This window comes from Burkholderia pyrrocinia (assembly GCF_018417535.1).
Lineage (GTDB): Bacteria > Pseudomonadota > Gammaproteobacteria > Burkholderiales > Burkholderiaceae > Burkholderia > Burkholderia pyrrocinia_E.
This window is the reverse complement of sequence record NZ_CP070977.1, coordinates 3,099,336-3,121,199: the sequence shown is the minus strand read 5'-3', so window position 1 is coordinate 3,121,199 and position 21,864 is coordinate 3,099,336. Positions and strand designations below refer to the sequence as shown.

Below are 21,864 nucleotides of genomic sequence, written 5' to 3'. Positions count from 1 at the left end.
CACGCGAATAACGGACGGGGAATCGACGCGCGGAGCGGGCGCCGCAACGGTGCTTGCGCGCGGTCCGGTCCATAAAAAAGGGCGGCTCGTCGCCGCCCTTCGTTTCAGCGCCCGGCGCCCGCCAGCGGCGTCGCAGGCTCGAACAACGCGTCCGCCTGCCTGACGCGCACGAAGCGCGCCGCGCCGTCGCCGTCCACCAGCGCACGGAAATGCGCTTCGCCGCACGCGAGCTTCGCGCGCTCGTGCTCGCTCGGCACGTTGCCGTCCGCATTCGGCGTATCGACGACGAAATACAGCCGCTCGCCGCCGTCCTGTTCCGCGAGCACGGCCCAGTCCGGGTGATAGCTGCCGAGCGGCGTCGGCACGCGGAACCACGCGGGCAGCTTCGCGTACAGCTTCACGCCGTCGTGCGCTTCGAGCGCATCGGCGAACGCGCGCTCCGCGTCCGTCTCGCACACGACCGCTTCGTGGATCGACTTCCGCGCATCGGGCCGCAGGTTGCGCAGATAGCCGGTCAGCGTCTCGCTCTCGAACGATTCGAGCGCATGCACGTGGCGTTCGCCGAGCTTGCGGTACGCGATGCCCGCGACGAGCGCGAGCCGCTTGCAGCGGTTGATCGCGTCGGCCGCGACCGCGATGAACTGCTGCGGATTCACGCGGAAATCGTCGAGCCGGCCGCTGTCGGCCAGGATCGTCGCGAGCGAGCGGCGCGTGAGCTGCGTGCGGTCCTGCAGCTCGGTGAGCAGGTCGGGCAGCGGCAGCTCGCCTTCGTCGATCAGCACCGTGCCGGCGCCGGCCACCTCGATCGCCTCGATGCCGGCCTTGCCGATGTCGATCTCGGCCTTGCGCCACTGCAGCCGCGCCCGTGCGATGTCCGGCGCATCGTGCAACGCGGCCGCGCAATCGCGCACGAGCTTCGCGTTGTCGAACTCGACGCGGTACACGGTGCGATGGCGGATGCGATCCCACAGCGCGCGGAAATCCTCGCCGAACACGACGGCCTTGCCCGACGCATCGCGCCGCAACGCGATCGCGCGGCGCTCGTCCGCGTTACGCACCGCGAAGCGGCCCGACAGCTTGCGCAGCGTCGCGACGATCGGCGCGCGCAGCATCTCGAACGCGTCCGGCAGCACGAGCGCGCTCTGGCGCAGCGCATCCTTCAGCCGATCGAGCACCTTGCCCTGCGCGTCGACATAACCCTGTTCGTGCAGATGGGTCCACAGCACGCGCGACAGCTCGGTGCCGAGCGCATGCGCGGGCCCGTCGCCTTCCTGCACGGGCAGCGCCGCGAACTGGTGTTCCTCGACGATCCCGAAACGAATGCCCGTATCGGCTTCGATTTCCTTCTGCAGGTTCTCCGCGAACGATTCGTAGCGCTCGGTCGCGATCACGGTGAGCGTGTTCACGCCCGCATCGCGCACGCGTTCGCCGTCCTGGTCGACAGCGAGGCGCAGCCCACGGCCGAGCGTCTGGCGCCGCTCGCGTTCGGTCTGGATGTCGCGCAGCGTGCAGATCTGGAACACGTTCGGGTTGTCCCAGCCCTCCTTCAGCGCCGAATGCGAGAAGATGAACTTCAGCGGCGTGTCGAACGACAGCAGCGCCTCCTTCTCGCGCATGATGAGGCCGTACGCGCGCTCCGCATTCTCGCGGGCCGCGGCGCTGCTCTCGCTCGTGTCGGTCCAGCCGCCCTTGCGGTCGATCGAGAAGTAGCCGTTGTGCGCGCGCCCGACTTCGAGCGCGACGTCGACACCGTCGAACAGCGCACGGTAGGCCGGCACGCGCGCCGCACGCGCATATTCCTCTTCGAAGATCAGCGCGTAGTCGCCCTTCACGGGCATCCCGTTCTCGTCGTAGCGGCGATAGCGCTCGACCGAATCGACGAAGAACAGCGACAGCACCTTCACGCCGCGCTCCGCGAGGCGCAGCTCCTTGTCGAGATGCTCGCGGATCGTGCGGCGGATCATCTCGCGTTGCACGGCGAGCGTGTCGATGTCGCCGAACGCCTCGCCGAGCGACAGGAACGCCTCGCCTTCCGGATGGCGCAGCTCGACGTATTCGGCGCCCTTCAGCGCATGCACTTCACCGATCCGCAGCCCCGCGTACAGCGCGCGTTTGGTCAGGCGTTCGAGATCGTCGCCGTCGGTGGCCGACACGATCTGGCGCTTCACGCCGGCCGCCGTCGCGACGTCGAGTTCGACGCGCGCGCTGATCGCGCCGCGCCGGTTCGACACGCCGACGAGCCGCAGGTACGGCTTGTTGTGCGCGTCCTCGACGATCGCCGACGCGATCTCGATCTGCTTGACGAGCTTGCGCTCGTACGCGTCGACCGCGTCGAGCCGGTACACCATGTGGTGACGGTCGACGTGCGTCGCCGAATAGCGCAGCGTGCAGAGCGGCGCCATCGCGGCCAGCGCTTCGCGCCCGCGCCCTTCGAGCCCGCCGTCGACGCTCTGCGGCTCGTCGACGATCACGATCGGCCGCGTCGCGCGGATCAGGTCGATCGGCTTCTCGCCGCCGGTCTTCTCGCTGTCCTTGTAGAGGTTGTTGATTTCCTTCTTGTTGATCGCGGCCACCGTCATCACCATGATCTGGATCGCCGCGCTCGCCGCGAAGTGGCGCACCTGGCCGAGCTTCGCGGAGTCGTACAGGAAGTAGTCGTACGGCACGCCCGCGTACAGCGCACGGAAGTGATCCTCGGTGATCGAGAGCGTCTTGTGCACGCCTTCCTTGATCGCGATCGACGGCACGACGATCACGAACTTCGTGAAGCCGTAGCGGCGATTCAGCTCGAAGATCGTGCGCAGGTACACGTAGGTCTTGCCGGTGCCGGTCTCCATCTCGACGGTGAAGTCGCGCGAGCCGGGCAGGCCGGACGGCGGCAGCCCGCCGCGCAACTGCACGTCGGCGAGATTGCGCGCGAGCGCGTCGTCGGTCAGCGACAGCCGGTTGCCGACGCCCTGTTCCGATACCGCGAAGCCGAGCGAGCCCTGCGCGGCGGCCGTGGTGCCCGGCGCGGCGTTCGCGAGCACGCTGAAGTCGCCGCGATACGATTCCTGGCCGCGAAACAGGTCGCAGACGGCGTCGATCGCGTCGCGCTGGTAGTCGAGATCCGCTTCGAAATGCAGCCGCATCACAGGCTCCGCACGCGCTTCACGCCGTGCTGTTCGAGCAGCGCGGCGAGATTGAGCTTCGCGACGTCGTCGACGAAGCCGCTGTCGCGGAACAGGCACGTGACGTCGCGCGTCGCGCCGGTCGCGTCGAGCAACGCGACGATGCCGTCGGCGAGCGGGCCCGCGTCGTCGCGCGAGATACGCGCGTCGAAGCATGCGACGATCGATCGGCCGATCAGGTGTACGGTCTTGCCGGCCACCGGGTGATGCTCGACCGGCGTGCACAGGTCGAGGCCGAGCTTCAGCGTCAGCTCGGCGAGCAGGTCGTCCTCGCTGCGGCCGGTCTTCACGTGCTCGACGGACGCGAAGAGGGCGTGGTCGAAATCGTCGCGGCGCGGATCCCACTCGATCACGTTGGTCGTGTCGAGCCGGTACACGCGGAAGCCGAGGTCGCCATAGCTTTCCGGATAGTCGCGCGCGACCTGCTGCGCGGCGCGGCGCAGGCGTTCCTTGGTGATTTCGGCGAGCGTCGCGGGTTTCTTCAGCTTCGTGCAGAAATCGGCCGCGCTCTGCTGCGTCTTGTCGCGGCGGTCGAGCGCTTCGGGCAGCTGCACGAGCACGTAGCGGCGCGCGCCGCCGTCGGTCGCATTGACCTGCATCACCGCGTGGCCGGTCGAGCCGGAACCCGCGAAGCAGTCGAGCACGATGTCGTCGCCGCGCGTGCACCAGCCGATCACGGCCGCCGCGAAATCGACCGGCTTCGGCAGATCGAACGGAATGCCGAGCGCCTTCAGCAGCGCGTCGTCGGAGCCGGCGAACGGCAGCACCGACGGCACGTTCTCGTACATGTTCTCGTCGAGGTAGTAGATCCGCTGCGGCTGCGTGCTTTCATCCGCGCCGAATTCGATCTGGCCGCGCTCGATCAGCGCCTGCATCGTCGCGGGCGGGTTGCGCCAGCCGCGCGCCGGCATCGCGCACGGCTTGCCGGTGACCGGGTGGATCAGCGGCGTGAAATACTCTTCCGGCGCCTTCTTCTTGTTCGGCCATGCCATCGACACGAGGCGGTACACGCGGCCGTCTTCCGACAGCCGGTCGTACATCACTTCGCCGCCCGAAAGGTTGGTCTGCGCCTTCATCCACGCGCGATACGCCTTCTGCGCGTCCTTCGCGTTGCCGCTGCGGTACACCGCGTCATGCGCGGCGTCGAGCATGCGCTGCGCGTTGCGCTTCGGGCGCTTGAGCGGCGCCTGTTCGAGCAGCGTCTCGGCATTGCGCGCGAACAGCACCAGCGATTCGTGCTGGTACGCGACGCCGCGCGCGTCGCCCTTCGGGTTGCGCTTGTCCCACACGGCGACGCCGAGCTCGTTCTCCTCGCCGAAGATCTCGCGCAACATCAGCACCAGCGCATGCACTTCGTGCTCGTCGATGTGCACGGCGATCAGCCCTTCGTCGGACAAGAGCGCGTGCGCGAGCTTCAGGCGCGGGTACATCATGTTCAGCCAGTCGGTATGGAACCGGCCGTTCGCCTCGGTGTTGGTGCTGCGCTTCACGCCGCCCTGGGTCTGCCCGGTCATCGCCAGGTAGTGGCGGATGCTGTCGCTGAAGTCGTCGGGATAGACGAAATCGCTACCGGTGTTGTACGGCGGGTCGATATAGACGAGCTTGACCTTGCCCGCGTAGCTCTTGTGCAGCAGCTTCATCACGTCGAGGTTGTCGCCCTCGATCACGAGATGGCGCGTGTCGTCCCATGCGACGCTGTCGTCGGGGCAGGGCCGCAGCGTGCCCGTCGACGGCGTGAGCGCGGCCTGGCGCGCGCTGCGCTTGCCGTGCCAGTGAAAGCCGTAGCGCTCGTCGGCGTCGCCGACCGTGCGCTCGCCGACCAGCGCCTTCAGCACGTCGACGTCGACCGACGCGCCGTCGGGGCCTTCGGTCACGAGTTCGGGGAACAGCGCCTTCAGGCGCGCGACGTTGTCGGCGGTGAAATCCGTCGACATCGCCTGCGGGTTCGCCGCATCGAGTTTCTGCATCGTCTTTTCCATCGGAGCCCGGCCGCGCGCGCCAGGACGTCGGGCGCGCTCACGGCACCGGCGGCAATGGCCGCCCGGGCAAACCCGAAACGCTAGCGAGTCGGTCGACGCAGGTCAAGCGCCGATGTGGGCCGAGCGTGCACGCATCGGCCGCGATCGCCCGCCCCACGGGCCGCAAGCGGTTTCGGGCCGGTTGTCGCACGGCCGGCCGGCGGCCGCTGCCCGGGCGTCCCGCGGCGCCGCGGAAAGGACGAAAAAAAGGGCACGGTCGGCGCAAAGCGCCGGCGTGCCCGCATGGAGAATCCCGGACGGAGGGTACGGCGGGGCCCGATGGGCCCCGCATGAGGTCAAAAACGCGTACGGATGCCCGAAGTCAGTTCGAGCTGGTTCTTCGCGCCGAACGTCGACGCCGCCGTGTAGCCGCCATGCAGCTTCATGTAGTCGCCGGCCAGGTACACCTCGGTGCGCTTGCTCAGGTGATAGAACACCGACCCGTAGATCGTCTCCTTGAAGCCGTTGGCGACGCCGTTGGTCAGGCTGAACGCGCCGAGGTTCGCGTTCGGCGTGAAGCCGTCCGCGTTGTTCGCGGCGTTCTTGACGCGCATCTGCTGGTAGCCGAGCTCGTAGTCGAGCGCGCCCTTCGGCGCGATCTTCATCGACACCGTCCACGAATCGTCGTGGCGCTGGCCGAGCGAGCCCTGGTCGCCGTTGTAGCGGAAGTAGCCGGCATTCAGGCGCACGATGCTGAACGTGTAGTTGCCGCCGACCGAGAACGTCTGGTTCCTGAAGCCGTCGTGGTTCACGTGGTTGTAGAAGCCCGACACGTTGAACGGCCCGCCGTTGTAGCCGAGCGCGACCTGGTACGCGGAGCCGGTCGCGAACTGCGTCGAGTTGCTGAACTGGTAGCCGGCGCTCGCGAAGATGCCGTTGCTGAACAGCTTCTTCCACGCGATGCCGTTGTTGTAGCGCGTGCCGGTCGGGCCGGCCGCGTAGAAGATCATCTGCTTGAAGTTGTTCGAGTTGGTCCAGCCGCCTTCCTCGGTCGTGAGCTTCGCGGAGCCGTACGCATCGCCGTAGATCGCCGACGCGTCGCGCGCGATGGTGTTCTGGAAGCCGGCCGTCAGCTTGCCGAAGCGCTCGTCCTCGACGCCGACCCATGCATCGCGGTCGAAGATCTGGCCGCTGTCTTCCATCTGGCCGTTCGCGACCACGAATTCGCTTTCGAGGCGGAAGATGATCTTCGTGCCGCCGCCGATGTCTTCGGCGCCTCGCAGGCCCCAGCGGCTGCCGCTGAACCACGGCTCGCCTTCGTTGCCCATGCCGATCACGTGATTGCCGTTCGCGTCGGCGTGGGTCCGGTAGGTCGGAAAGCTCAGGTCCATCAGGCCATAGAGCTGCACGCTCGACTGCGCATGCGCCTGGGTGCCGGCGCACAGGCCTGCCGCCGCGATGGAAAGGGCAAGGGTTTTTCGTTTCAAGATCGTCTCCTCCGAGCTGCCGCATTGAAATCTGGTCGTTGGCAGTACGCAATGTATGCCGACTCTTGCCGGCCTCAGCGAGAGGACCGACGCGTAGCATCGTAGAGGGTGCAATCCTTCACGACGCTTTCCCGGACGCAAGAATCGGATCGGTGAAAACACCGAACGCGCAACAATCGCGAATCGGGCAGGCGCGCGGGTGCGCGCCCGCCGGGCGGCCGGCAGGCTGGAACGACGTTTCGTGCTACGAATCGAGGCTCGGGTGACGGAAGGACGCCCGTCAGTCCTGCGCGCTCTTCATGCGCAGGATGTAACCGAGCCCGCGCAGCGTGATGATCTCGGCCGTGCTGCCCGCGAGATGCTTGCGCAGCCGATGGATGTAGATGTCGATCGCGTCGGCGCTCGGCTCGTCGTCGAGCGCGAATACGCTGTCCATCAGCCGCGCCTTCGACACCGTCTTGTTTTGTTGCAGCATCAGCGTTTCGAGGATCGCATGCTCGCGGCGGCGCAGCGCGAGCACCGCTTCGCCGCAGCGGAATTCGCGCGTGCCGAACGCATAGACGAGATCGCCGCACACGAGCTGGGTCGTGCCGACGCCGGCCTGGCGGCGGATCAGCGCACGAATCCGCGCGACCAGCTCGCGCGATTCGAACGGCTTCACGACGTAATCGTCGGCGCCCGCGCCGAAGCAGTCGACCTTGTCGTCGACCGAGCCGTGCGCGGTCAGCATCAGCACCGGCACGTTGTCGTTACGGCGCCGCAGCCGCGCGAGCACTTCCTTGCCGCTGATGCCGGGCAGCCGCATGTCGAGCAGCACCGCGTCGTAGCGTTCGGTCTTCAGCACCGTGTCGGCGCGTTCGCCGTCGCCGACGCAGTCGACCGCGAAATCCTCGCCGCGCAACAGGTTCACGACCCAGTGCGCGAGTTCGGCGTTGTCTTCGACCAGCAGGAGTTTCATGGGGACATCTCTTCAATCGTACGCGGGCAGCCGCACGGTTACGACAATACCGCGATTGCCGGGCCCCGGCGCGAGCGACACGCTGCCGCCGTGCGCCTGCGCGATCTCGCGGACGATCGCCAGCCCGAGGCCCGAACCCTCGGTGTCGGCCGACACGCGGTAGAACCGCTTGAACACGTGCGGCCGCGCTTCGGCCGGAATGCCGGGGCCGTTGTCGACCACGTCGAGCACGATCGCGTCGCCGTCGCGCCGCGCGGCGACCGTCACGCAGCCGCCCGGCTGCGTGTAGCGTACCGCGTTGTCGACGAGGTTCATCACCAGCGCGGTCAGCAGGCTGTCGCTGCCCGCGACGTCGAGCCGCTCGCCGAGATCGGCGCCGAGGTCGATGTCGCGCCGCTGCGCGAGTACGATCGTCTCCTCCAGCACGCTCGACACCACGGCCGCGAGATCGACGCGATGGGTCAGCAGCGTCGACGGCGTCGCTTCCGCATGCGCGAGCAGCAGCAGCTTGTCCGTCACGTCGGCCATCTTGCGGCTGCTGCGCTGCATGCTGTCGAGCACCGACGTGAGTTCCGCATCGCCGTGCCCGCGCCGCTGCGCGTACTGGATCTGCGTGTCGAGCACCGCGATCGGCGTGCGCAGCTGGTGCGCGGCATCCGCGATGAAGCGGCGCTGCGTGGCCGTATGCGTGTTGAGCCGCGCGATGCACTGGTTGATCGCGTCGACGATCGGCCGCAGTTCGTGCTGCAGCCGCTCGGGGCGGATCGGCTCCAGCTCCATCGGCCCGCGGTCGGCGACATCGTCCTTCAGCTTCATCAGCGGGCGCAGCTCCAGCGTGAGGCCGAGGTAGACGAGCACGACCGCGAGCATCAGCATCAGCGACAGGCGCACGAGCTGCGGGCGCCAGATCGTGTCGATCATCGCGTTGCGCGAACGCACCGTCTTCGCGACGACGACCGTGACCGTCTCGATCTGCCCCTCGTTGTAAAGCTGGCGATCGTAGGCCGCCGCGCGCAGCGGCACGCCGTCGAGCGCCGTGTCGTACAGCGTCGGCTCGACGCCGTGCCGCGCGGGCATGTCGAGCGCCGGAGTGCCGGCGAGCAGGCGGTCGTGGCCGTCGATCACCTTGTAGAACACCGAATCGCGCGACGGCGATTCGAAGATCTCCAGCGCGGCCGGCGGCACGTCGGCGACCGGCAGCCCGTTGCGCCATTCGATGTCCTCGCCGATCGTGCGCGCGGACGCGACGAGCGCGCTGTCCTGCACGAGCCCGGCCGTGGTCCGCGCGGTGTCGTACGACATCGCGCCCGCGATCAGCACGAACACCGCGAGCGGCAGCAGCAGCCACCACAGCAGCCGCCCGCGCAGGCTGTGCGCCATCCCGTTGCGCTCCTTCTCCGAAATGCCGAACCGCGCCGGGGTTGCCGGCGCGGTCGGGAGTGTCATGTCAGGCGTCCTGACGCTGCGTTCAGAACGCGGCGGGGCGCCACTTCAGCAGCCGCTTCTCGAGCCAGGTCAGCAGGTAGTCGGCGGCCAGCGCGACCACGGCCAGCACGATCATCGCCGCGAACACGCCGCTCGCGTTGAACGCGCCCTGGGCGGTGGAGATTAGCAGGCCGATGCCTTGCTTGGAACCCAGGAATTCGCCGACGACCGCACCGACCAGCGCGAAACCGAAGCTCACATGCAGGCTCGCGAGAATCCAGCTCAGCGCGGACGGGATCACGACCGCCGTGGTGATCTGCCGGCGCGACGCGCCGAGGATCTGCGCGTTCGCGATCAGGTAGCGGTCGGCTTCGCGCACGCCCTGGAACGCGTTGCCGAACACGACGAAGAACACCATCACGACGGCCAGCGCGATCTTCGACGCCATCCCGAGGCCGAGCGCGATCACGAAGATCGAGCCGAGCACGACGCGCGGAATCGAGTTCGCGATCTGGATGTAGAGGCCGAACACGTCGGCCATCAGCTTGTTGCGGCCGAGCACGATCCCGCAGATCACGCCGGCGACCGAGCCGATCACGAAGCCGATCCCGGTCTCTTCCAGCGTGACCCACACCTGCGTGAGCAGCGGGCCCTGCGACGTGCCGTTCGCGAACCAGTCCTGAAGCTGCGCGAAGATCAGCGACGGCATCGAGAAGAAGAACGGATCGATCCACTTGAGCCGTGCGGCGAGCTCCCAGCCGCCGAGCACGAGCACGAGCACGGCGATCCGCAGCGTGACGATCAGGTTGCGCCGGCGGCGCAGCCGGCGTTGCGCGGCGCGCTCGTCGTCCTCGAGCGTCGTCGCCGGAAGGGCGGTGGGGGGAAGCGTCATGTCGGTCATGCTCCTGTCCTTGCTGTCTTTTGCTGGGCTGCGTATGCGTCAGCCGATCTGCACTTCTTCGCGCAGGTCGTGCCAGATGTCCTTGGAAATTTCGATGAAGCGCGCGTCGTAGCGAATCTCCGACGTGACGCGCGGGCGCGGCAGGTCGATCTCGTACACGCGCTTGAGCGTCGCCGGGCGCGCGGTCAGCACGAACACGCGGTCGGCGAGCGCGATCGCTTCTTCGAGGTCGTGCGTGACGAACACGACCGAGCCCTTGTTCGCTGACCAGAGCTGCAGCAGCTCGTCCTGCATCAGCGTGCGCGTCTGCATGTCGAGCGCGGAGAACGGCTCGTCCATCAGCAGGATTTCCGGCTGGTTGATGAAGGTCTGCGCGAGCGCGACGCGCTTCCTCATCCCGCCGGAGAGCTGGTGCGGGTAGTGCTTCGTGAACTTGTCGAGGCCGACCTTGCGGATCCATTCCTCGGCCTGCGTGTACGCGACGTCCTTCGAGCGGCCGCGGAACAGCGGGCCCGCCGCGACGTTGTCGATCACGTTGCGCCACGGGAACACGGCGTCGGCCTGGAACACGAAGCCGATGCGCGGATCGATCCCGTCGACCGGGCGGCCCATCACGCGCACTTCGCCCGACACGGGCTTGAGCAGCCCGGTGATCAGGTTGAGCGTCGTCGACTTGCCGCAGCCGGTCGGCCCGACGATCGCGATGAACTCGCCGCGCGCGACGCTCATGCTGAAGTCGCGCAGCGCGACGGTGGCCTTGCCTTCCGGCGAAATGAAGCGGCACGACACATTGCGAAACTCGATCGCCGGTGTGCTCGGGGAGACTGCCTGGGTCATCGCATTCGTCCTGCGGGTGAAGAGGGCGTCGCATCGTGACGCAACGCCGGGCCGGTCAACCGGGCCGGAACGGGGAACGCACGGCGGCGGGATCGCCGCCGTCGGCGCCGCTGCCTACTTCGCGTTCACGAAATCGTTGGTGTAGGTACGCGTCAGGTCGATGTGCTTGCCCTTCACCGACGGGTTGAACGCCGACAGCACCTTCAGCACGGTCGCCGGGCCATCGGCCGGCATCTTCGCGTCGGCGGTGTACATCGGCAGCGACGCCTTCAGCGCGCTCACGTACAGCGCCTTGTCCTTCTGGTAGTCGGCCGGCATCTTCGCGGCGATGTCCTCGGCGCTGTGCGTGTGGATGAACTGCATCGTCTTCGCGAACGCGTGCGCGAGCTTGGTCGCCTGCTCCTTGTGCGAATCGGCCCACGCCGACTGCACGTACAGGCTCGCGGCCGGGTAGGTGCCGCCGAGCGCCGCGCGCGTGCCTTCCAGCGTGCGCAGGTCGACCAGCACCTTCGCGTCGCCCATCTTCTCGAGCGCGGACACCGTCGGCTCGGTCGTCATCCCGGCGTCGATGCGGCCCTGCTTGATCGCGGCGATGAAGCTCGCGTCGGCGCCGACCGGCAGCATCGTGTACTGCGTCGACGGCACGCCGTGCGCGAGCGCGAGGTATTGCGTGAGGAAGCTCGTCGACGAGCCGAGGCCCGTCACGCCGAGCGTCTTGCCCTTCGCGTCGGCCATCGACTTGAAGGTCGGCGCGGCCTTGGTCGACACCAGCTCGACTTCGCCCGGCACCTGGCCGAACACGGCGATCGCCTTCACGTCCTTGCCCTTGCTCTGCAGGTCGATCGTGTGGTCGTAGAAGCCGACGACGCCCTGCACGGCGCCCGCCAGCAGCTCGTTCTCGGCGTCGACGCCGGCCGGCTGCGACAGCAGCTCGACGTCGAGCCCTTCGGCCTTGAAGTAGCCGAGCTCCTGCGTGAGCCGCGCGGGCAGGTAGATCAGCTTCGCGATCCCGCCGACCATGATCGTGATCTTGCCGCCATCGTCGGCAAAAGCGGGGGCAGCGGCAAGCGCGCAGCTCAGGCTGGCTGCAACGGCGAGGGTGCGCAGGGTGGGTCGCATCGAGTCGTCTCCGTTCGTTGTATTCGTGGCGCGATGCTTGCTGCATCGTCACGACGAGTATAGGGATGCGAAACCTTCTGCAACCTTTCGCGGGGTGGCGGTTCGTTTAGGGGTTTTCCAGCAACGGGGGGCCGGAACAGGCGGGAAACGGGGCCGGGGGCGTCAACGCCACCCGATCAGCACCCGCCCCGTCGCGTCGAGCCCCATGTCGAACAGGTGCGACACGAACGGCACGAGGTTCGGCACCATCAGTTGCACGAGCAGCAGCCCGACCAGCATCGTCACGGGAAAGCCGACCTGGAACACGCCGATCTGCGGCGCCGCGCGGTTCAGGATGCCGAGCGCGAGGTTCGCGATCAGCAGCGCCGCGACCACCGGCAGCGCGAGCAGCAGCCCCATCTCGAACACGGTCGCGCCGAACGCGACGAGCGTGCGCCAGCCGGGCGCGTGCAGCAGGTCGGCCGACACCGGCAGCGACTGGAACGACGCGGCGAGCGCGGCGAACACCTGCAGGTGGCCGTCCACCGCGAGGAACGCGAGCATCGCGACCGCGTTCAGGAAGCGGCCCATCACGGGCGTCGCGCCGCTCGTGTGCGGATCGAAGAAGGTGGCGAAACCGAGGCCCATCGACAGCCCGATGAAGTCGCCGGCCGCCTCGACGGCCGCGAACACGAGCTGCATCGTGAAGCCCATCGCGACGCCGATCAGGAACTGCGTGACGACGATCCAGATGCCCTGCGCGGAAAACACGGTGACGTCCGGCATCGCGCCGAGCGTCGGCGCGACGACCAGCGCCATGAACGCGGCGACGCCGATCTTCACGCGCACGGGCACCGCCGCGTGGCCCACGACGGGCGCCGTCGCGACAAGCGCGAGCATCCGCACGAACGGCCACAGGAAGGCGGTGAGCCAGCCGTTGAGCTGCGCGTAGGTAACCGAGAACATCGCCGCCGGCGGTTGAAAGCGGCTCAGCCGACGCCGAGCGTCGCGACGTGCAGCAGCGTCTGCCGCAGGTAGTCGAGCATCGTCGTCAGCATCCACGGGCCGGCGATCACGAGCGTCGCGGCAACCGCGAGCAGTTTCGGGATGAACGACAGCGTCGCCTCGTTGATCTGCGTCGCGGCCTGGAACAGGCTCACGACCAGGCCGACCGCGAGCGCGACCAGCAGCAGCGGGGCGGCGAGCAGCAGGCCGACCATCATCGCGTGGTGCGCGAGGGTCATCACTTGTTCGGGCGTCATCGCACGTGTTCCTCCGCTGCTTACGTGAAGCTCTGCGCGAGCGAGCCGATCAGCAATTGCCAGCCGTCGACCAGCACGAACAGCATCAGCTTGAACGGCAGCGACACGGTGGACGGCGACACCATCATCATCCCCATCGACATCAGCACGCTCGCGACGACCATGTCGATGATCAGGAACGGGATGAAGACCGTGAAGCCGATCTGGAAACCCGTCTTCAGCTCGCTCGTGACGAACGCGGGCACCAGCAGCGACAGCGGCACGTCCTCGGGCCCCTGCATCGGCGCGGCCTTCGAGATCTTCGCGAACAGCGCGAGATCGGTCTCGCGGGTCTGCTTCAGCATGAAGGTCTTGAAGGGCGCGATGCCGCGCTGCACGGCCTGCTCCATCGGCATCGTGCCGTCGGAGAACGGCTTGTAGCCGTCGTTGTACGCGCGGTCGAGCACCGGCGACATCACGAAGAAGGTGAGGAACATCGCGAGGCCGACGAGCACCTGGTTCGGCGGCGTCGTCGCGGTGCCGAGCGCCTGGCGCAGCAGCGACAGCACGATGATGATGCGCGTGAAGCTCGTCATCATCAACACCATTGCCGGCAGGAACGACAGCATCGTGAGCAGCAGCATCGTCTGCACGCTCAGCGAATAGGTGGTGCCGCCGTGCGGGCCCGGGCTCGCGTTGAACGCGGGCAGGCCGTTCGCCTGCGCGCACGCGAGCGCGGGGGCGAGGCAGAGGATCAGCACGGGCGCGAAGCGCGCCGCGCGACGCAGGAATTCGTGTTTCATCGAAATGCGGGAACGGAAAGAGGGCGCGGCGCCATGTCAGCGGTCCTTGCCGCGACCGAGCCGCTTCGCGGCTTCGCCCGCGAGCGCGTCGCGAAACCGCGAGCCGAACGTGCCGGGCAGGCCGCCGTCGGACGGGGCGGCGCCGGCTGGCGCGTCGGCCGAATCCGAGGCCGCGGTGATGGTTGCCGCAGCCTGGCCAGCCGGCAGCGTATGCAGCAGCCGCACGTTGCCCGGCGCGACGCCGAGCACGAGCCAGGTGTCGCCGATCTCGACGATCGTCGCGCTTTCCTTCGCGCCGAGCCCGACGCTCGACACGACCTTCAGCGGGCCGCCGCGCCGCGCGGGCTGGAAGCCGAAGCGGCGCGCGAGCCACGCGCACGCGAACACGAGACCGATCACGACCGCGAGCCCGACGAGCGTCTGCAGCACCGCGCCGATGCCGAGCGACGGCGCGGCCGAGCCGACCATCACGCTCGACGCGATCGAACCGGCGTGGTTCACCGCGTTCATGTCGGCGGCGCCGGCCGGCGCGCAGGCGAGCGAAACGGAAAGCGAAACGGCAACGGCAAGCGCCGCCGCGATCGCGATGCGTGCGCGGCGGCCGGGCTTCGCGACGTTCATCGATTCAGCTTCCGGATGCGTTCGGCCGGGGTGATGATGTCGGTGAGACGGATGCCGAACTTGTCGTTGACGACCACGACCTCGCCCTGCGCGATCAGGCAGCCGTTCACGAGCACGTCCATCGGCTCGCCGGCCATGCCGTCCAGCTCGACCACCGAGCCCTGCGCGAGCTGCAGCAGGTTGCGGATCGCGATCTTCGTGCGGCCGAGCTCCACGGTCATCTTGACCGGGATGTCGAGGATCATCTCGATGTCGTTGTGCGTCGAGTTCGCCGCGGCCTTCGACAGCGGCTGGAACACGCCGGCGCCCGTCGCGCCCGGCTGCACCGGCTGATGGTTCTGCTCGGCGAGCGCGGCGGCCCAGTCGTCCATGCCCGGATCTTCTTCCGCCGCGGCCGGCGCCGCCTGAGCAGCGGCGGCCGATGCCGCGAGGGCCGCATCGGCCATCGCTTGCACGTCGTCCTCGGGCGTCTGGTTCAGCTCACTCATATCCACCTTCCTTCATCGTATCGCCCGCGCTGATCATCTTCTGCACGCGCAATGCATATTGACCATTGAAAATTCCGTAGCCGCATTCCATCACCGGCACGCCGTCGACCTTCGCGGTGATCGTGTCGGCGATCTCCAGCGGCAGCACGTCGCCCGCGCGCAGGTTCAGGATCTTCTCGAACGTCGACGGGATCTCGGCGAGATTCGCGCTCAACTCGACCTCGGCGGCCTGTACCTGCTGCGACAGCACGCGCACCCAGCGGCGGTCGACTTCGAGCGCCTCGCCCTGGATCGGCGAACTGAGCACGTCGCGGATCGGCTCGATCATCGAGTACGGCATGCAGATGTGCAGCGTGCCGCCCGTCGGCCCGAACTCGATCGAGAACTGCGTGACGATCACGATCTCGTTCGGCGTCGCGACGTTCGCGAACTGCGTGTGCATCTCCGAGCGCACGAATTCGAACTGCAGCGGCCGCACGCTCTTCCATGCGGTCATGTAGTGCTCGAACACGAGGTTCAGCAGCTTGCCGATGATGCGCTGCTCGGTGGCCGTGAAATCGCGGCCTTCGACGCGCGTGTGAAAGCGCCCGTCGCCGCCGAACAGGTTGTCGACGACGAAGAACACGAGGTTCGGGTCGAACACGAACAGCGACGTGCCGCGCAGCGGCTTCACGTGCACGAGGTTCAGGTTCGTCGGGATCGGCAGGTTGCGGGTGAACTCGCTGTACTTCTGCACCTTCACCTGGCTGACGGAGATTTCCGCCGTGCGCCGCATGAAGTTGAAGATGCCGATCCGCAGCAGGCGCGCGAAGCGGTCGTTGATGATCTCGAGGCCGGGCATCCGGCCGCGGACGATCCGCTCCTGCGTCGCGATGTTGTAGGGGCGGACGCCCGATGTGTCGCGCTGCTCGTCGACTGCATCGGTTTCGCCCGTGACGCCCTTGAGGAGGGCATCGACCTCCTCCTGGGACATGAACTCCTGGTGGCCCATGCGCGCTCCTTTTGCGGCCGCGTTACTGGACGACGAATTCGGTAAACAACACGTCGTCGACCTTCGCACGCTGGTTGCCCGGCTGCGTCGGCTGCTCGATCAGTTCCCGCAGCTCCTTCGCGAGCGAACGTTTGCCGTCCGGCGTCGCGAGATCCTCGGGATGCTTGTTCGACAGCGCGAGCAGGATCCGGCTGCGGATCTCCGGCATCCGCGCGGTCAGTTGCTCCTGCGTCTTCGGGTCGGTGAGCTTCAGCGACAGGCCGACGCGCAGGTAATGCTGCGCGCCGTCGTCCGACTGCAGGTTCACGGTCAGCGGGTCGAGCGGGAAGAACACCGGCGCGGCAAGCGGCGCCGGCTCGGCGGGCGCGCTCGCATGGCCGACGCCTTCCTTGCTCAGGAACACGTACATGCCGCCGGCTGCGGCGGCGGCCGCGCCCAGCGCGATGACGGCTATAAGCGCGATGCGCTTGAACTTGCCGGACGAAGCCGGCTTGTCGGCGGTCGGGTTTGCGGTCGTGGAGGCCATGTGAATGCGTGCGTGATGTCTCGTAGCATGCATTGTTCGGCATCCGGGCCGAGCCCGATGGGCGGAAAAGAGGGGGGATTTGCGGCTATCTCAGCCGATTGTCGGCCGGCGCGGCTCGCTGCAGGGTGGGGCAGCGGCGCAAGGCGGTCATTCCGGGCGCGGCCCGGCATGCCCGGCGGGCGGCGGCCCGCCCGGCGCGGGCCGTCAGATCGGCAGCAGCGTCAGCAGCGGCGCGATCAGCACCATCGCGACGCCGGCGATCATCATCGTCAGGCTCGACACGACGCCTTCCTCGCTGCCGATCTCGCGCGCCTTCGCGGTGCCCACGCCATGGGCGGCCGCGCCGAACAGCGCGCCGCGCGCGAGCCGCGTGCGCATCGGCACGAGCGCGAGCACGATCTCGCCGAGCAGCATCCCGCAGATGCCGGTCGCGATCACGAAGAGGGCCGTGAGATCCTTCGGCGCGTGGATCTTGTCCGACACGGCGAGCGCGAACGGCGTCGACACCGAGCGCGTCATCAGCGAGCGCTGCAGCTCCGGCGACAGGTGCAGCAGCTTCGCGAGCAGCAGCGACCCGCACACGCCCGCGCCGATCCCGACCGCGACGCCGACCGACAGCGACAGCCAGTGCCGGCGGATCAGGTCGCGATATTCATAGATCGGCACCGCGAACGCGATCGTCGCCGGGCCGAGCAGCCACATCAGCCAGCGCGTGTCGCGGAAGTAGACCGAATACGGGATGCCGGTCAGCAGGACGAGCAGCACCAGCACGCCCGGCACGAACACGAGCGGCGAGAACAGCAGCGACTTCCTGTACGCGTAGAGCCGCTTCGACGCGAAATACAGCACGACCGTCAGCACGAAGCAGCCGAACGAGATCGCGGTATTCACGTGGTCGGCGGACAGGTTCGACAGCAAGGCAGGCATGCGCGGCTCCGGCTCAGTGGGCGGACACGGCGCTCAGGCGCGCGCGGCGGCGTTCGGCGAACACGCGCTGCGCGGCCAGCCGGCGTTCGAGCTTCGCGGCGAGGTCGACCGCGACGGCCACCGCGACCATCACGAACGCGGTGCCCGCGAGCATGACCAGCGCGATGCGCCAGCCGTCCTCGCGGAACAGCCCGCCGTACTGGACGGCCGCGACGGCGGCCGGCACGAAGAACAGCAGCATGTCGGACAGCAGCCAGTTCGCGCCGTCCTTCACCCACGCGGGCGCGACGCGGCCCGAGAACAGCAGCACGAGGAGCACCGCGAGGCCGATCACGCCGGACGGAATCGGCAGGCCGACCGCCCGCACGGCCCAGTCGACGGCCAGCCACAGTGCGCCGAGCGCGGCGGCCTGCAGCGCGATCCGGCCCGTGCGCGTCATGCTGCCCGAAGCGGCAGGGCGGGTGGCGGCAACAGCGATCGGCTTGTTCATGGCGGGCTCCATCCAGATATTCCGTTGATGGTGCGAGTATAGGGTTTCCCCTAACCATAAATAAAATGACTTGTCTCTATCCTTATCATTCCAATTCGGAATTCGTTTTTGATTGCCGCACCAACTTGGGGAGACATCGATGGAATTGCGCGCGCTGCGGTACTTCGTCGAGGTGGTCCGCCAGCAGAGCTTCACCGCGGCGGCCGACAAGCTGTTCGTGACCCAGCCGACCATCAGCAAGATGGTGAAGGCGCTCGAGGACGAGATCGGTTCGCCGTTGCTGCTGCGCGACGGCCGGCAGATGGTGCTGACCGACGCGGGGCGGATCGTGTTCCAGCGCGGCCAGGACGTACTTGCCGCTCAGGCGCAGTTGCAGTCGGAGCTGAACGATCTCGGCACGCTCGGGCGCGGCGAGCTGACGATCGGGGTCCCGCCGCTCGGCGGCTCGCTGTTCACGCCGATCATCGCCGCGTACAAGCAGCGCTATCCGAACATCGAGCTGAAGCTGTTCGAGCAGGGCGCGCGGATGATCGAGGCCGCGCTGATGTCGGGCGAACTCGAACTCGGCGGCCTGCTGGAGCCGGTCGACCCGGCCGTGTTCGAGCGGCTGCCGATGGTGCGCGCGCCGCTGTGGCTGGTCGCGCCGCGCGAGTCGCGCTGGGAGGATCACGCAGCCGTGCCGCTCGCGGATCTCGCGCGCGAATCGTTCGTGTTCTATGCGGAAAGCCTCGCGCTGCACGACGCGGTGCTCGATGCGTGCCGGCAGGTCGGCTTCACGCCGTCGATCGTGAGCCGCAGCGGCCACTGGGATTTCATGGCCGCGCTCGTGCATGCGGGCGTCGGCATCGCGCTGCTGCCCGAACCGTATTGCCGGCGGCTCGACGTCGGGCAGTTCACCTGCCGGCCGATCGTCGAGCCGGAGATCACGTGGGCGATCGCGCTGGGCTGGCTGAAGAAGGGGTATCTGTCGCACGCGGCGCGCGCGTGGCTGGAAGTGGCACGGGCGACGCTGCCGGTCGCGCCGGTCGACGATCTCGCGTTCGGCGGGTTGCGGGCGAGGGAGTAACGGCCTCGACGCCGGGGGGTGAGGCGAAAACGGCAGGCGCAATGACCGCCCGCCGCGCGTTCAGTGCCCCATCGCCGGCCCCGCGCCCTTCTTCGGCTTCGTGATCCACACGAGCGCCGCGAGCGCGATGAACATCATCGCCGACAGGTGGAAGAAGTCGTTGGTCGCCATCATGAAGCCCTGCTGCGTGACGAGCTGGTTGAGCTGCGCATTGGCCGTCTGCCCGACGATGCCGAGCTGCGCGAGCGCGCCCTGGTAGTCGGTCGTGTTCTGCGCGTAGACGCTCACCGATTCCGAGAGCCGCGCATGGTGGTAGATCGCGTCGTTCTCCCAGAACGTCGAGCTGGCCGCGGTGCCGATCGCGCCCGACAGCGTGCGCAGGAAGTTCGACAGCCCAGACGCGCTCGCGAGCCGCTCGTCGGAGATGCTCGACAGCGTGATCGTCGTCATCGGCACGAAGAAGCACGCGACACCGATCCCCTGCACGAGCCGCGGCAGGATCACGTGGTTGAACGGCACGTCGAGCGTAAACGTCGCGTTCCACAGCGACACGCCCGCGAACACGATGAACGCGAAGCTCGCGACCATCCGCAGGTCGAGCCGGTGCATGTTGCGGCCGATCAGCGGCGACAGCACGAGCGCGAGCAGCCCGACCGGCGCGGTCGCGAGGCCGGCCTTGCCGGCCGTGTAGCCCATCACCGTCTGCAGCCACAGCGGGAAGATCACGACCGAGCCGAAGAACGCCATGAAGCCGAACGAGATGATCAGCGCGCCGAGCGCGAAGTTGCGGTCCTTGAACAGCGACAGGTCGACCACCGGCTCCTTCTCGGTCGCCTCCCACACCAGCATGAACGCGAGCGACACGACCGCGATCATGGCGAGCGCGACGATGAACGACGAGTTGAACCAGTCGCGGTCCTTGCCGAGGTCGAGCATCATCTGCAGGCACGACACGCCGATCACGAGCAGCGCCAGGCCGATCGCGTCGATCCGCTGCTTCGACGTCTTCGTTTCGCGGCCGCGCAGCAGCAGGTACGCGCAGGCCGCCGAAAAGATGCCGATCGGCAGGTTGATGTAGAAGATCCACGGCCACGTGTAGTTGTCGCTGATCCAGCCGCCCAGCAGCGGGCCGAAGATAGGCGCTACGATCACCGTCATCGCCCATAGCCCGAGCGCGAGCCCGCGCTTCGCGGGCGGGTAGCTGCGCATCAGGATCGTCTGCGACAGCGGCACCATCGGCCCCGACACGAGCCCCTGCAGCAGCCGGAACGCGATCAGCGTCTCGAAGTTGGTCGCGAGGCCGCACAGCGCGGACGCGACCGTGAACGCGAGCACCGACAGCGTGAACAGCCGCACCTCGCCGACCCGCCGCGCGAGCCAGCCGGTCAGCGGCACCGCGATCGCGGACGCGACCGAGTACGACGAGATCACCCACGTGCCTTCGCTCGTCGCGACGCCGAGGCTGCCCGAGATGGTCGGCACCGCGACGTTCGCGATCGACGTGTCGAGCACTTCCATGAAGGTGCCGAGCGCGAGCCCGACGGTGAGCAGCGCGAGCGCACCGCCGGTCAGCGGCGCGGGTGCGGCGGCCGGGGCCGCGGATGCCGTGGTGGCGGACATCGGAATCTCCTAGACGCGGCGCGCGCGACGCGCCGGCGCAACGCACGGGTGCGCGACGCAGCACGACCCGGCCAGGTGGAACGGATAAAGGAAAGAGTGGAGCACGTGTCCTGTCATCTTCTGCCCAGACAGAGAAATAAGCGAATGCTTAACCTAGACATGAGGCCTCCGCGCACATCAGCAGTCCGCTTCGTCCGGCTTCGGGCAACCGGTCGTGCCGGGCCCGTTGGCGATGAAGCGCTGCAGCAGGCCGGTGAGCGTCGCGAGTTCGTCGGCCGAGAAACCGTCGAGCTGCGCGTTGAGCGCGGTCGCGATCAGCGACGGCAGCGCGCGGGCCGCGTCGGCGCCGCGTTCGGTCAGCGTCAGCTCGATCATCCGGCGGTCCTGCTCGCTGCGCGAGCGTGCGACCAGCCCCTTGCGTTCGAGCCGATCGAGCATGCGCGTCATCGAACCGCTGTCGTACGACATCTTGCGAGACAGCTCGAACGGCGTGCGCGCGTAGCCGCGCGACAGCAGCAGGATCACGCCGATCTGCTGCGCGGTGAGGTCGAGCGGCTCGAGCGCGCGGTCCATCCGCTCGACGAGCGCCTGCTTCGCCTTCGACAGGTAATAGCCGAGGCTCGTTTCCAGCGCGATGTTCTCGGGATCGTAGAGGCCGCCGGTCATGCGATTGCGCACACAGCAACAGTGCGTTTCAGGTTAAAACGCGCCCAGTATCTTGAAAAATGATTGCTTAGTCAATATTATTTTAGGCAACCAGTTACGACGTGCATGTTGCACTGCCGGAGACGATGTTCTGACCGATTCGCCCGCGCTGTCGGGCACCCGAGGATGTTCGCGATGCTGTCCCTGAAAAATGCCGCCGGCGCGCTGCGCCGCAACCTGACCGATACCGCTCATCATGTGTTTTCCGGGCCGCACCGCGGCTGGAAGATCGCGCTGTACGTGACGATGCTGGTCGTGCCGGGCGGCTCGCTCGCGGCGCTCGGGTTCGCATGGTTCGATCATCGCCGGCAACGCAACGCGAAGGGCGGCGCACGCGGCACGAGCCAGCCGGCCGCGACGGAGCCGTCGTCATGGCGGCCCGCCGCCGAACCCGTCCCGCTGCCCGTGCGCTGCCACTGACGCCGCTCCCGTCCTCCCGACTGTCCCGACCGATCGCCGGCCGCGCCTCCCGCGGCCGCCGTCGCGCGCCTGTCTCGCCGCAAGCGATCCGTAATGGCCGGTAAACCGGCCGCTCGCGCCGGTAACACATTC

The 21,864-nt window shown here is 67.9% G+C and carries 21 protein-coding genes; 2 read left to right on the top strand and 19 right to left on the bottom strand.

Going from position 1 to position 21,864, the window contains the following annotated elements; all coding sequences use genetic code 11:
• Window positions 1-104 precede the first annotated feature (104 nt).
• The 17 genes from JYG32_RS14465 to JYG32_RS14385 all read right to left on the bottom strand — a co-directional run bounded on the left by JYG32_RS14465 (window position 105) and on the right by JYG32_RS14385 (window position 17,921).
• Window positions 105-3,131, bottom strand: coding sequence for a type III restriction-modification system endonuclease (locus JYG32_RS14465; protein ID WP_213263902.1), 3,027 nt, complete (start codon window positions 3,129-3,131; stop codon window positions 105-107).
• Complete coding sequence (locus JYG32_RS14460; RefSeq protein WP_249744550.1) at window positions 3,131-5,137, bottom strand: site-specific DNA-methyltransferase; 2,007 nt, start codon at window positions 5,135-5,137, stop codon at window positions 3,131-3,133. Before JYG32_RS14460 ends, JYG32_RS14465 begins: the two co-directional genes overlap by 1 nt.
• Window positions 5,138-5,484: 347 nt before the next feature.
• Window positions 5,485-6,615 carry a porin gene (locus JYG32_RS14455; RefSeq protein ID WP_213263900.1) on the bottom strand — a complete coding sequence of 377 codons (1,131 nt, stop codon included), beginning with the start codon at window positions 6,613-6,615 and terminating at the stop codon, window positions 5,485-5,487.
• A gap of 280 nt (window positions 6,616-6,895) precedes the next feature.
• Entirely contained in the window at window positions 6,896-7,573 is a 678-nt protein-coding gene (locus JYG32_RS14450; RefSeq protein WP_174381623.1) for a response regulator, read from the bottom strand.
• A gap of 12 nt (window positions 7,574-7,585) precedes the next feature.
• Window positions 7,586-8,953, bottom strand: a complete 1,368-nt coding sequence (locus tag JYG32_RS14445) for a sensor histidine kinase (protein ID WP_213265437.1) — start codon at window positions 8,951-8,953, stop codon at window positions 7,586-7,588.
• 88 nt (window positions 8,954-9,041) lie between these two features.
• Window positions 9,042-9,899, bottom strand: coding sequence for an ABC transporter permease (locus JYG32_RS14440; RefSeq protein WP_152860449.1), 858 nt, complete (start codon window positions 9,897-9,899; stop codon window positions 9,042-9,044).
• A 39-nt stretch (window positions 9,900-9,938) separates the two neighbouring features.
• Entirely contained in the window at window positions 9,939-10,736 is a 798-nt protein-coding gene (locus JYG32_RS14435; RefSeq protein WP_174381624.1) for an ABC transporter ATP-binding protein, read from the bottom strand.
• 114 nt (window positions 10,737-10,850) lie between these two features.
• Window positions 10,851-11,855, bottom strand: a complete 1,005-nt coding sequence (locus JYG32_RS14430; protein ID WP_174381625.1) for an ABC transporter substrate-binding protein — start codon at window positions 11,853-11,855, stop codon at window positions 10,851-10,853.
• A 162-nt stretch (window positions 11,856-12,017) separates the two neighbouring features.
• A complete protein-coding gene (gene fliR / locus JYG32_RS14425; RefSeq protein ID WP_213263899.1) occupies window positions 12,018-12,800 on the bottom strand; it encodes a flagellar biosynthetic protein FliR in 783 nt (260 codons plus the stop codon).
• A gap of 23 nt (window positions 12,801-12,823) precedes the next feature.
• Window positions 12,824-13,096 carry a flagellar biosynthesis protein FliQ gene (gene fliQ, locus JYG32_RS14420; protein ID WP_047899409.1) on the bottom strand — a complete coding sequence of 91 codons (273 nt, stop codon included), beginning with the start codon at window positions 13,094-13,096 and terminating at the stop codon, window positions 12,824-12,826.
• Window positions 13,097-13,116: 20 nt separating this feature from the next.
• On the bottom strand, window positions 13,117-13,878 hold the full coding sequence (fliP, locus tag JYG32_RS14415; protein ID WP_047899410.1) for a flagellar type III secretion system pore protein FliP: 762 nt from the start codon (window positions 13,876-13,878) through the stop codon (window positions 13,117-13,119).
• A gap of 36 nt (window positions 13,879-13,914) precedes the next feature.
• Window positions 13,915-14,499: a flagellar biosynthetic protein FliO gene (fliO, locus tag JYG32_RS14410; RefSeq protein WP_213263898.1), complete on the bottom strand. Its 585-nt coding sequence runs from the start codon at window positions 14,497-14,499 to the stop codon at window positions 13,915-13,917.
• Window positions 14,496-14,987, bottom strand: a complete 492-nt coding sequence (fliN, locus tag JYG32_RS14405) for a flagellar motor switch protein FliN (protein ID WP_174381628.1) — start codon at window positions 14,985-14,987, stop codon at window positions 14,496-14,498. Before fliN ends, fliO begins: the two co-directional genes overlap by 4 nt.
• Window positions 14,980-15,978: a flagellar motor switch protein FliM gene (fliM, locus tag JYG32_RS14400; RefSeq protein ID WP_213263897.1), complete on the bottom strand. Its 999-nt coding sequence runs from the start codon at window positions 15,976-15,978 to the stop codon at window positions 14,980-14,982. The genes fliN and fliM overlap by 8 nt, the downstream gene beginning before the upstream one ends.
• Window positions 15,979-16,000: 22 nt before the next feature.
• Window positions 16,001-16,537, bottom strand: coding sequence for a flagellar basal body-associated protein FliL (fliL, locus tag JYG32_RS14395; protein WP_213263896.1), 537 nt, complete (start codon window positions 16,535-16,537; stop codon window positions 16,001-16,003).
• A 171-nt stretch (window positions 16,538-16,708) separates the two neighbouring features.
• Window positions 16,709-17,431, bottom strand: a complete 723-nt coding sequence (locus JYG32_RS14390; protein ID WP_213263895.1) for an LrgB family protein — start codon at window positions 17,429-17,431, stop codon at window positions 16,709-16,711.
• A 13-nt stretch (window positions 17,432-17,444) separates the two neighbouring features.
• Window positions 17,445-17,921, bottom strand: a complete 477-nt coding sequence (locus JYG32_RS14385; RefSeq protein WP_174381631.1) for a CidA/LrgA family protein — start codon at window positions 17,919-17,921, stop codon at window positions 17,445-17,447.
• Between the two features lie 139 nt (window positions 17,922-18,060).
• On the opposite strand from JYG32_RS14385, the gene JYG32_RS14380 reads away from it, so the two are divergent.
• A complete protein-coding gene (locus JYG32_RS14380) occupies window positions 18,061-18,987 on the top strand; it encodes a LysR family transcriptional regulator (protein ID WP_174381632.1) in 927 nt (308 codons plus the stop codon).
• A gap of 60 nt (window positions 18,988-19,047) precedes the next feature.
• Here the strand turns inward: JYG32_RS14380 and JYG32_RS14375 are convergent, their stop codons facing one another.
• Window positions 19,048-20,607 (bottom strand): DHA2 family efflux MFS transporter permease subunit, encoded by a 1,560-nt coding sequence (locus JYG32_RS14375; protein WP_174381633.1) that lies wholly within the window; start codon window positions 20,605-20,607, stop codon window positions 19,048-19,050.
• Window positions 20,608-20,784: 177 nt separating this feature from the next.
• Window positions 20,785-21,273 (bottom strand): MarR family winged helix-turn-helix transcriptional regulator, encoded by a 489-nt coding sequence (locus tag JYG32_RS14370; RefSeq protein WP_213263894.1) that lies wholly within the window; start codon window positions 21,271-21,273, stop codon window positions 20,785-20,787.
• Window positions 21,274-21,447: 174 nt separating this feature from the next.
• On the opposite strand from JYG32_RS14370, the gene JYG32_RS14365 reads away from it, so the two are divergent.
• Window positions 21,448-21,732, top strand: a complete 285-nt coding sequence (locus tag JYG32_RS14365; protein ID WP_213263893.1) for a multidrug ABC transporter ATPase — start codon at window positions 21,448-21,450, stop codon at window positions 21,730-21,732.
• Window positions 21,733-21,864 lie beyond the last annotated feature (132 nt).

Coding starts and splice junctions, on each gene's coding strand:
- JYG32_RS14465 (WP_213263902.1), bottom strand. CDS start 3,131: ATGCGGCTGCATTTCGAAGCGGATCTCGACTACCAGCGCGACGCGATC.
- JYG32_RS14460 (WP_249744550.1), bottom strand. CDS start 5,137: ATGCAGAAACTCGATGCGGCGAACCCGCAGGCGATGTCGACGGATTTC.
- JYG32_RS14450 (WP_174381623.1), bottom strand. CDS start 7,573: ATGAAACTCCTGCTGGTCGAAGACAACGCCGAACTCGCGCACTGGGTC.
- JYG32_RS14445 (WP_213265437.1), bottom strand. CDS start 8,953: ATGGCGCACAGCCTGCGCGGGCGGCTGCTGTGGTGGCTGCTGCTGCCG.
- JYG32_RS14440 (WP_152860449.1), bottom strand. CDS start 9,899: ATGACCGACATGACGCTTCCCCCCACCGCCCTTCCGGCGACGACGCTC.
- JYG32_RS14435 (WP_174381624.1), bottom strand. CDS start 10,736: ATGACCCAGGCAGTCTCCCCGAGCACACCGGCGATCGAGTTTCGCAAT.
- JYG32_RS14430 (WP_174381625.1), bottom strand. CDS start 11,855: ATGCGACCCACCCTGCGCACCCTCGCCGTTGCAGCCAGCCTGAGCTGC.
- fliR (WP_213263899.1), bottom strand. CDS start 12,800: ATGTTCTCGGTTACCTACGCGCAGCTCAACGGCTGGCTCACCGCCTTC.
- fliQ (WP_047899409.1), bottom strand. CDS start 13,096: ATGACGCCCGAACAAGTGATGACCCTCGCGCACCACGCGATGATGGTC.
- fliP (WP_047899410.1), bottom strand. CDS start 13,878: ATGAAACACGAATTCCTGCGTCGCGCGGCGCGCTTCGCGCCCGTGCTG.
- fliO (WP_213263898.1), bottom strand. CDS start 14,499: ATGAACGTCGCGAAGCCCGGCCGCCGCGCACGCATCGCGATCGCGGCG.
- fliN (WP_174381628.1), bottom strand. CDS start 14,987: ATGAGTGAGCTGAACCAGACGCCCGAGGACGACGTGCAAGCGATGGCC.
- fliM (WP_213263897.1), bottom strand. CDS start 15,978: ATGGGCCACCAGGAGTTCATGTCCCAGGAGGAGGTCGATGCCCTCCTC.
- fliL (WP_213263896.1), bottom strand. CDS start 16,537: ATGCATGCTACGAGACATCACGCACGCATTCACATGGCCTCCACGACC.
- JYG32_RS14390 (WP_213263895.1), bottom strand. CDS start 17,431: ATGCCTGCCTTGCTGTCGAACCTGTCCGCCGACCACGTGAATACCGCG.
- JYG32_RS14385 (WP_174381631.1), bottom strand. CDS start 17,921: ATGAACAAGCCGATCGCTGTTGCCGCCACCCGCCCTGCCGCTTCGGGC.
- JYG32_RS14380 (WP_174381632.1), top strand. CDS start 18,061: ATGGAATTGCGCGCGCTGCGGTACTTCGTCGAGGTGGTCCGCCAGCAG.
- JYG32_RS14375 (WP_174381633.1), bottom strand. CDS start 20,607: ATGTCCGCCACCACGGCATCCGCGGCCCCGGCCGCCGCACCCGCGCCG.
- JYG32_RS14370 (WP_213263894.1), bottom strand. CDS start 21,273: ATGACCGGCGGCCTCTACGATCCCGAGAACATCGCGCTGGAAACGAGC.
- JYG32_RS14365 (WP_213263893.1), top strand. CDS start 21,448: ATGCTGTCCCTGAAAAATGCCGCCGGCGCGCTGCGCCGCAACCTGACC.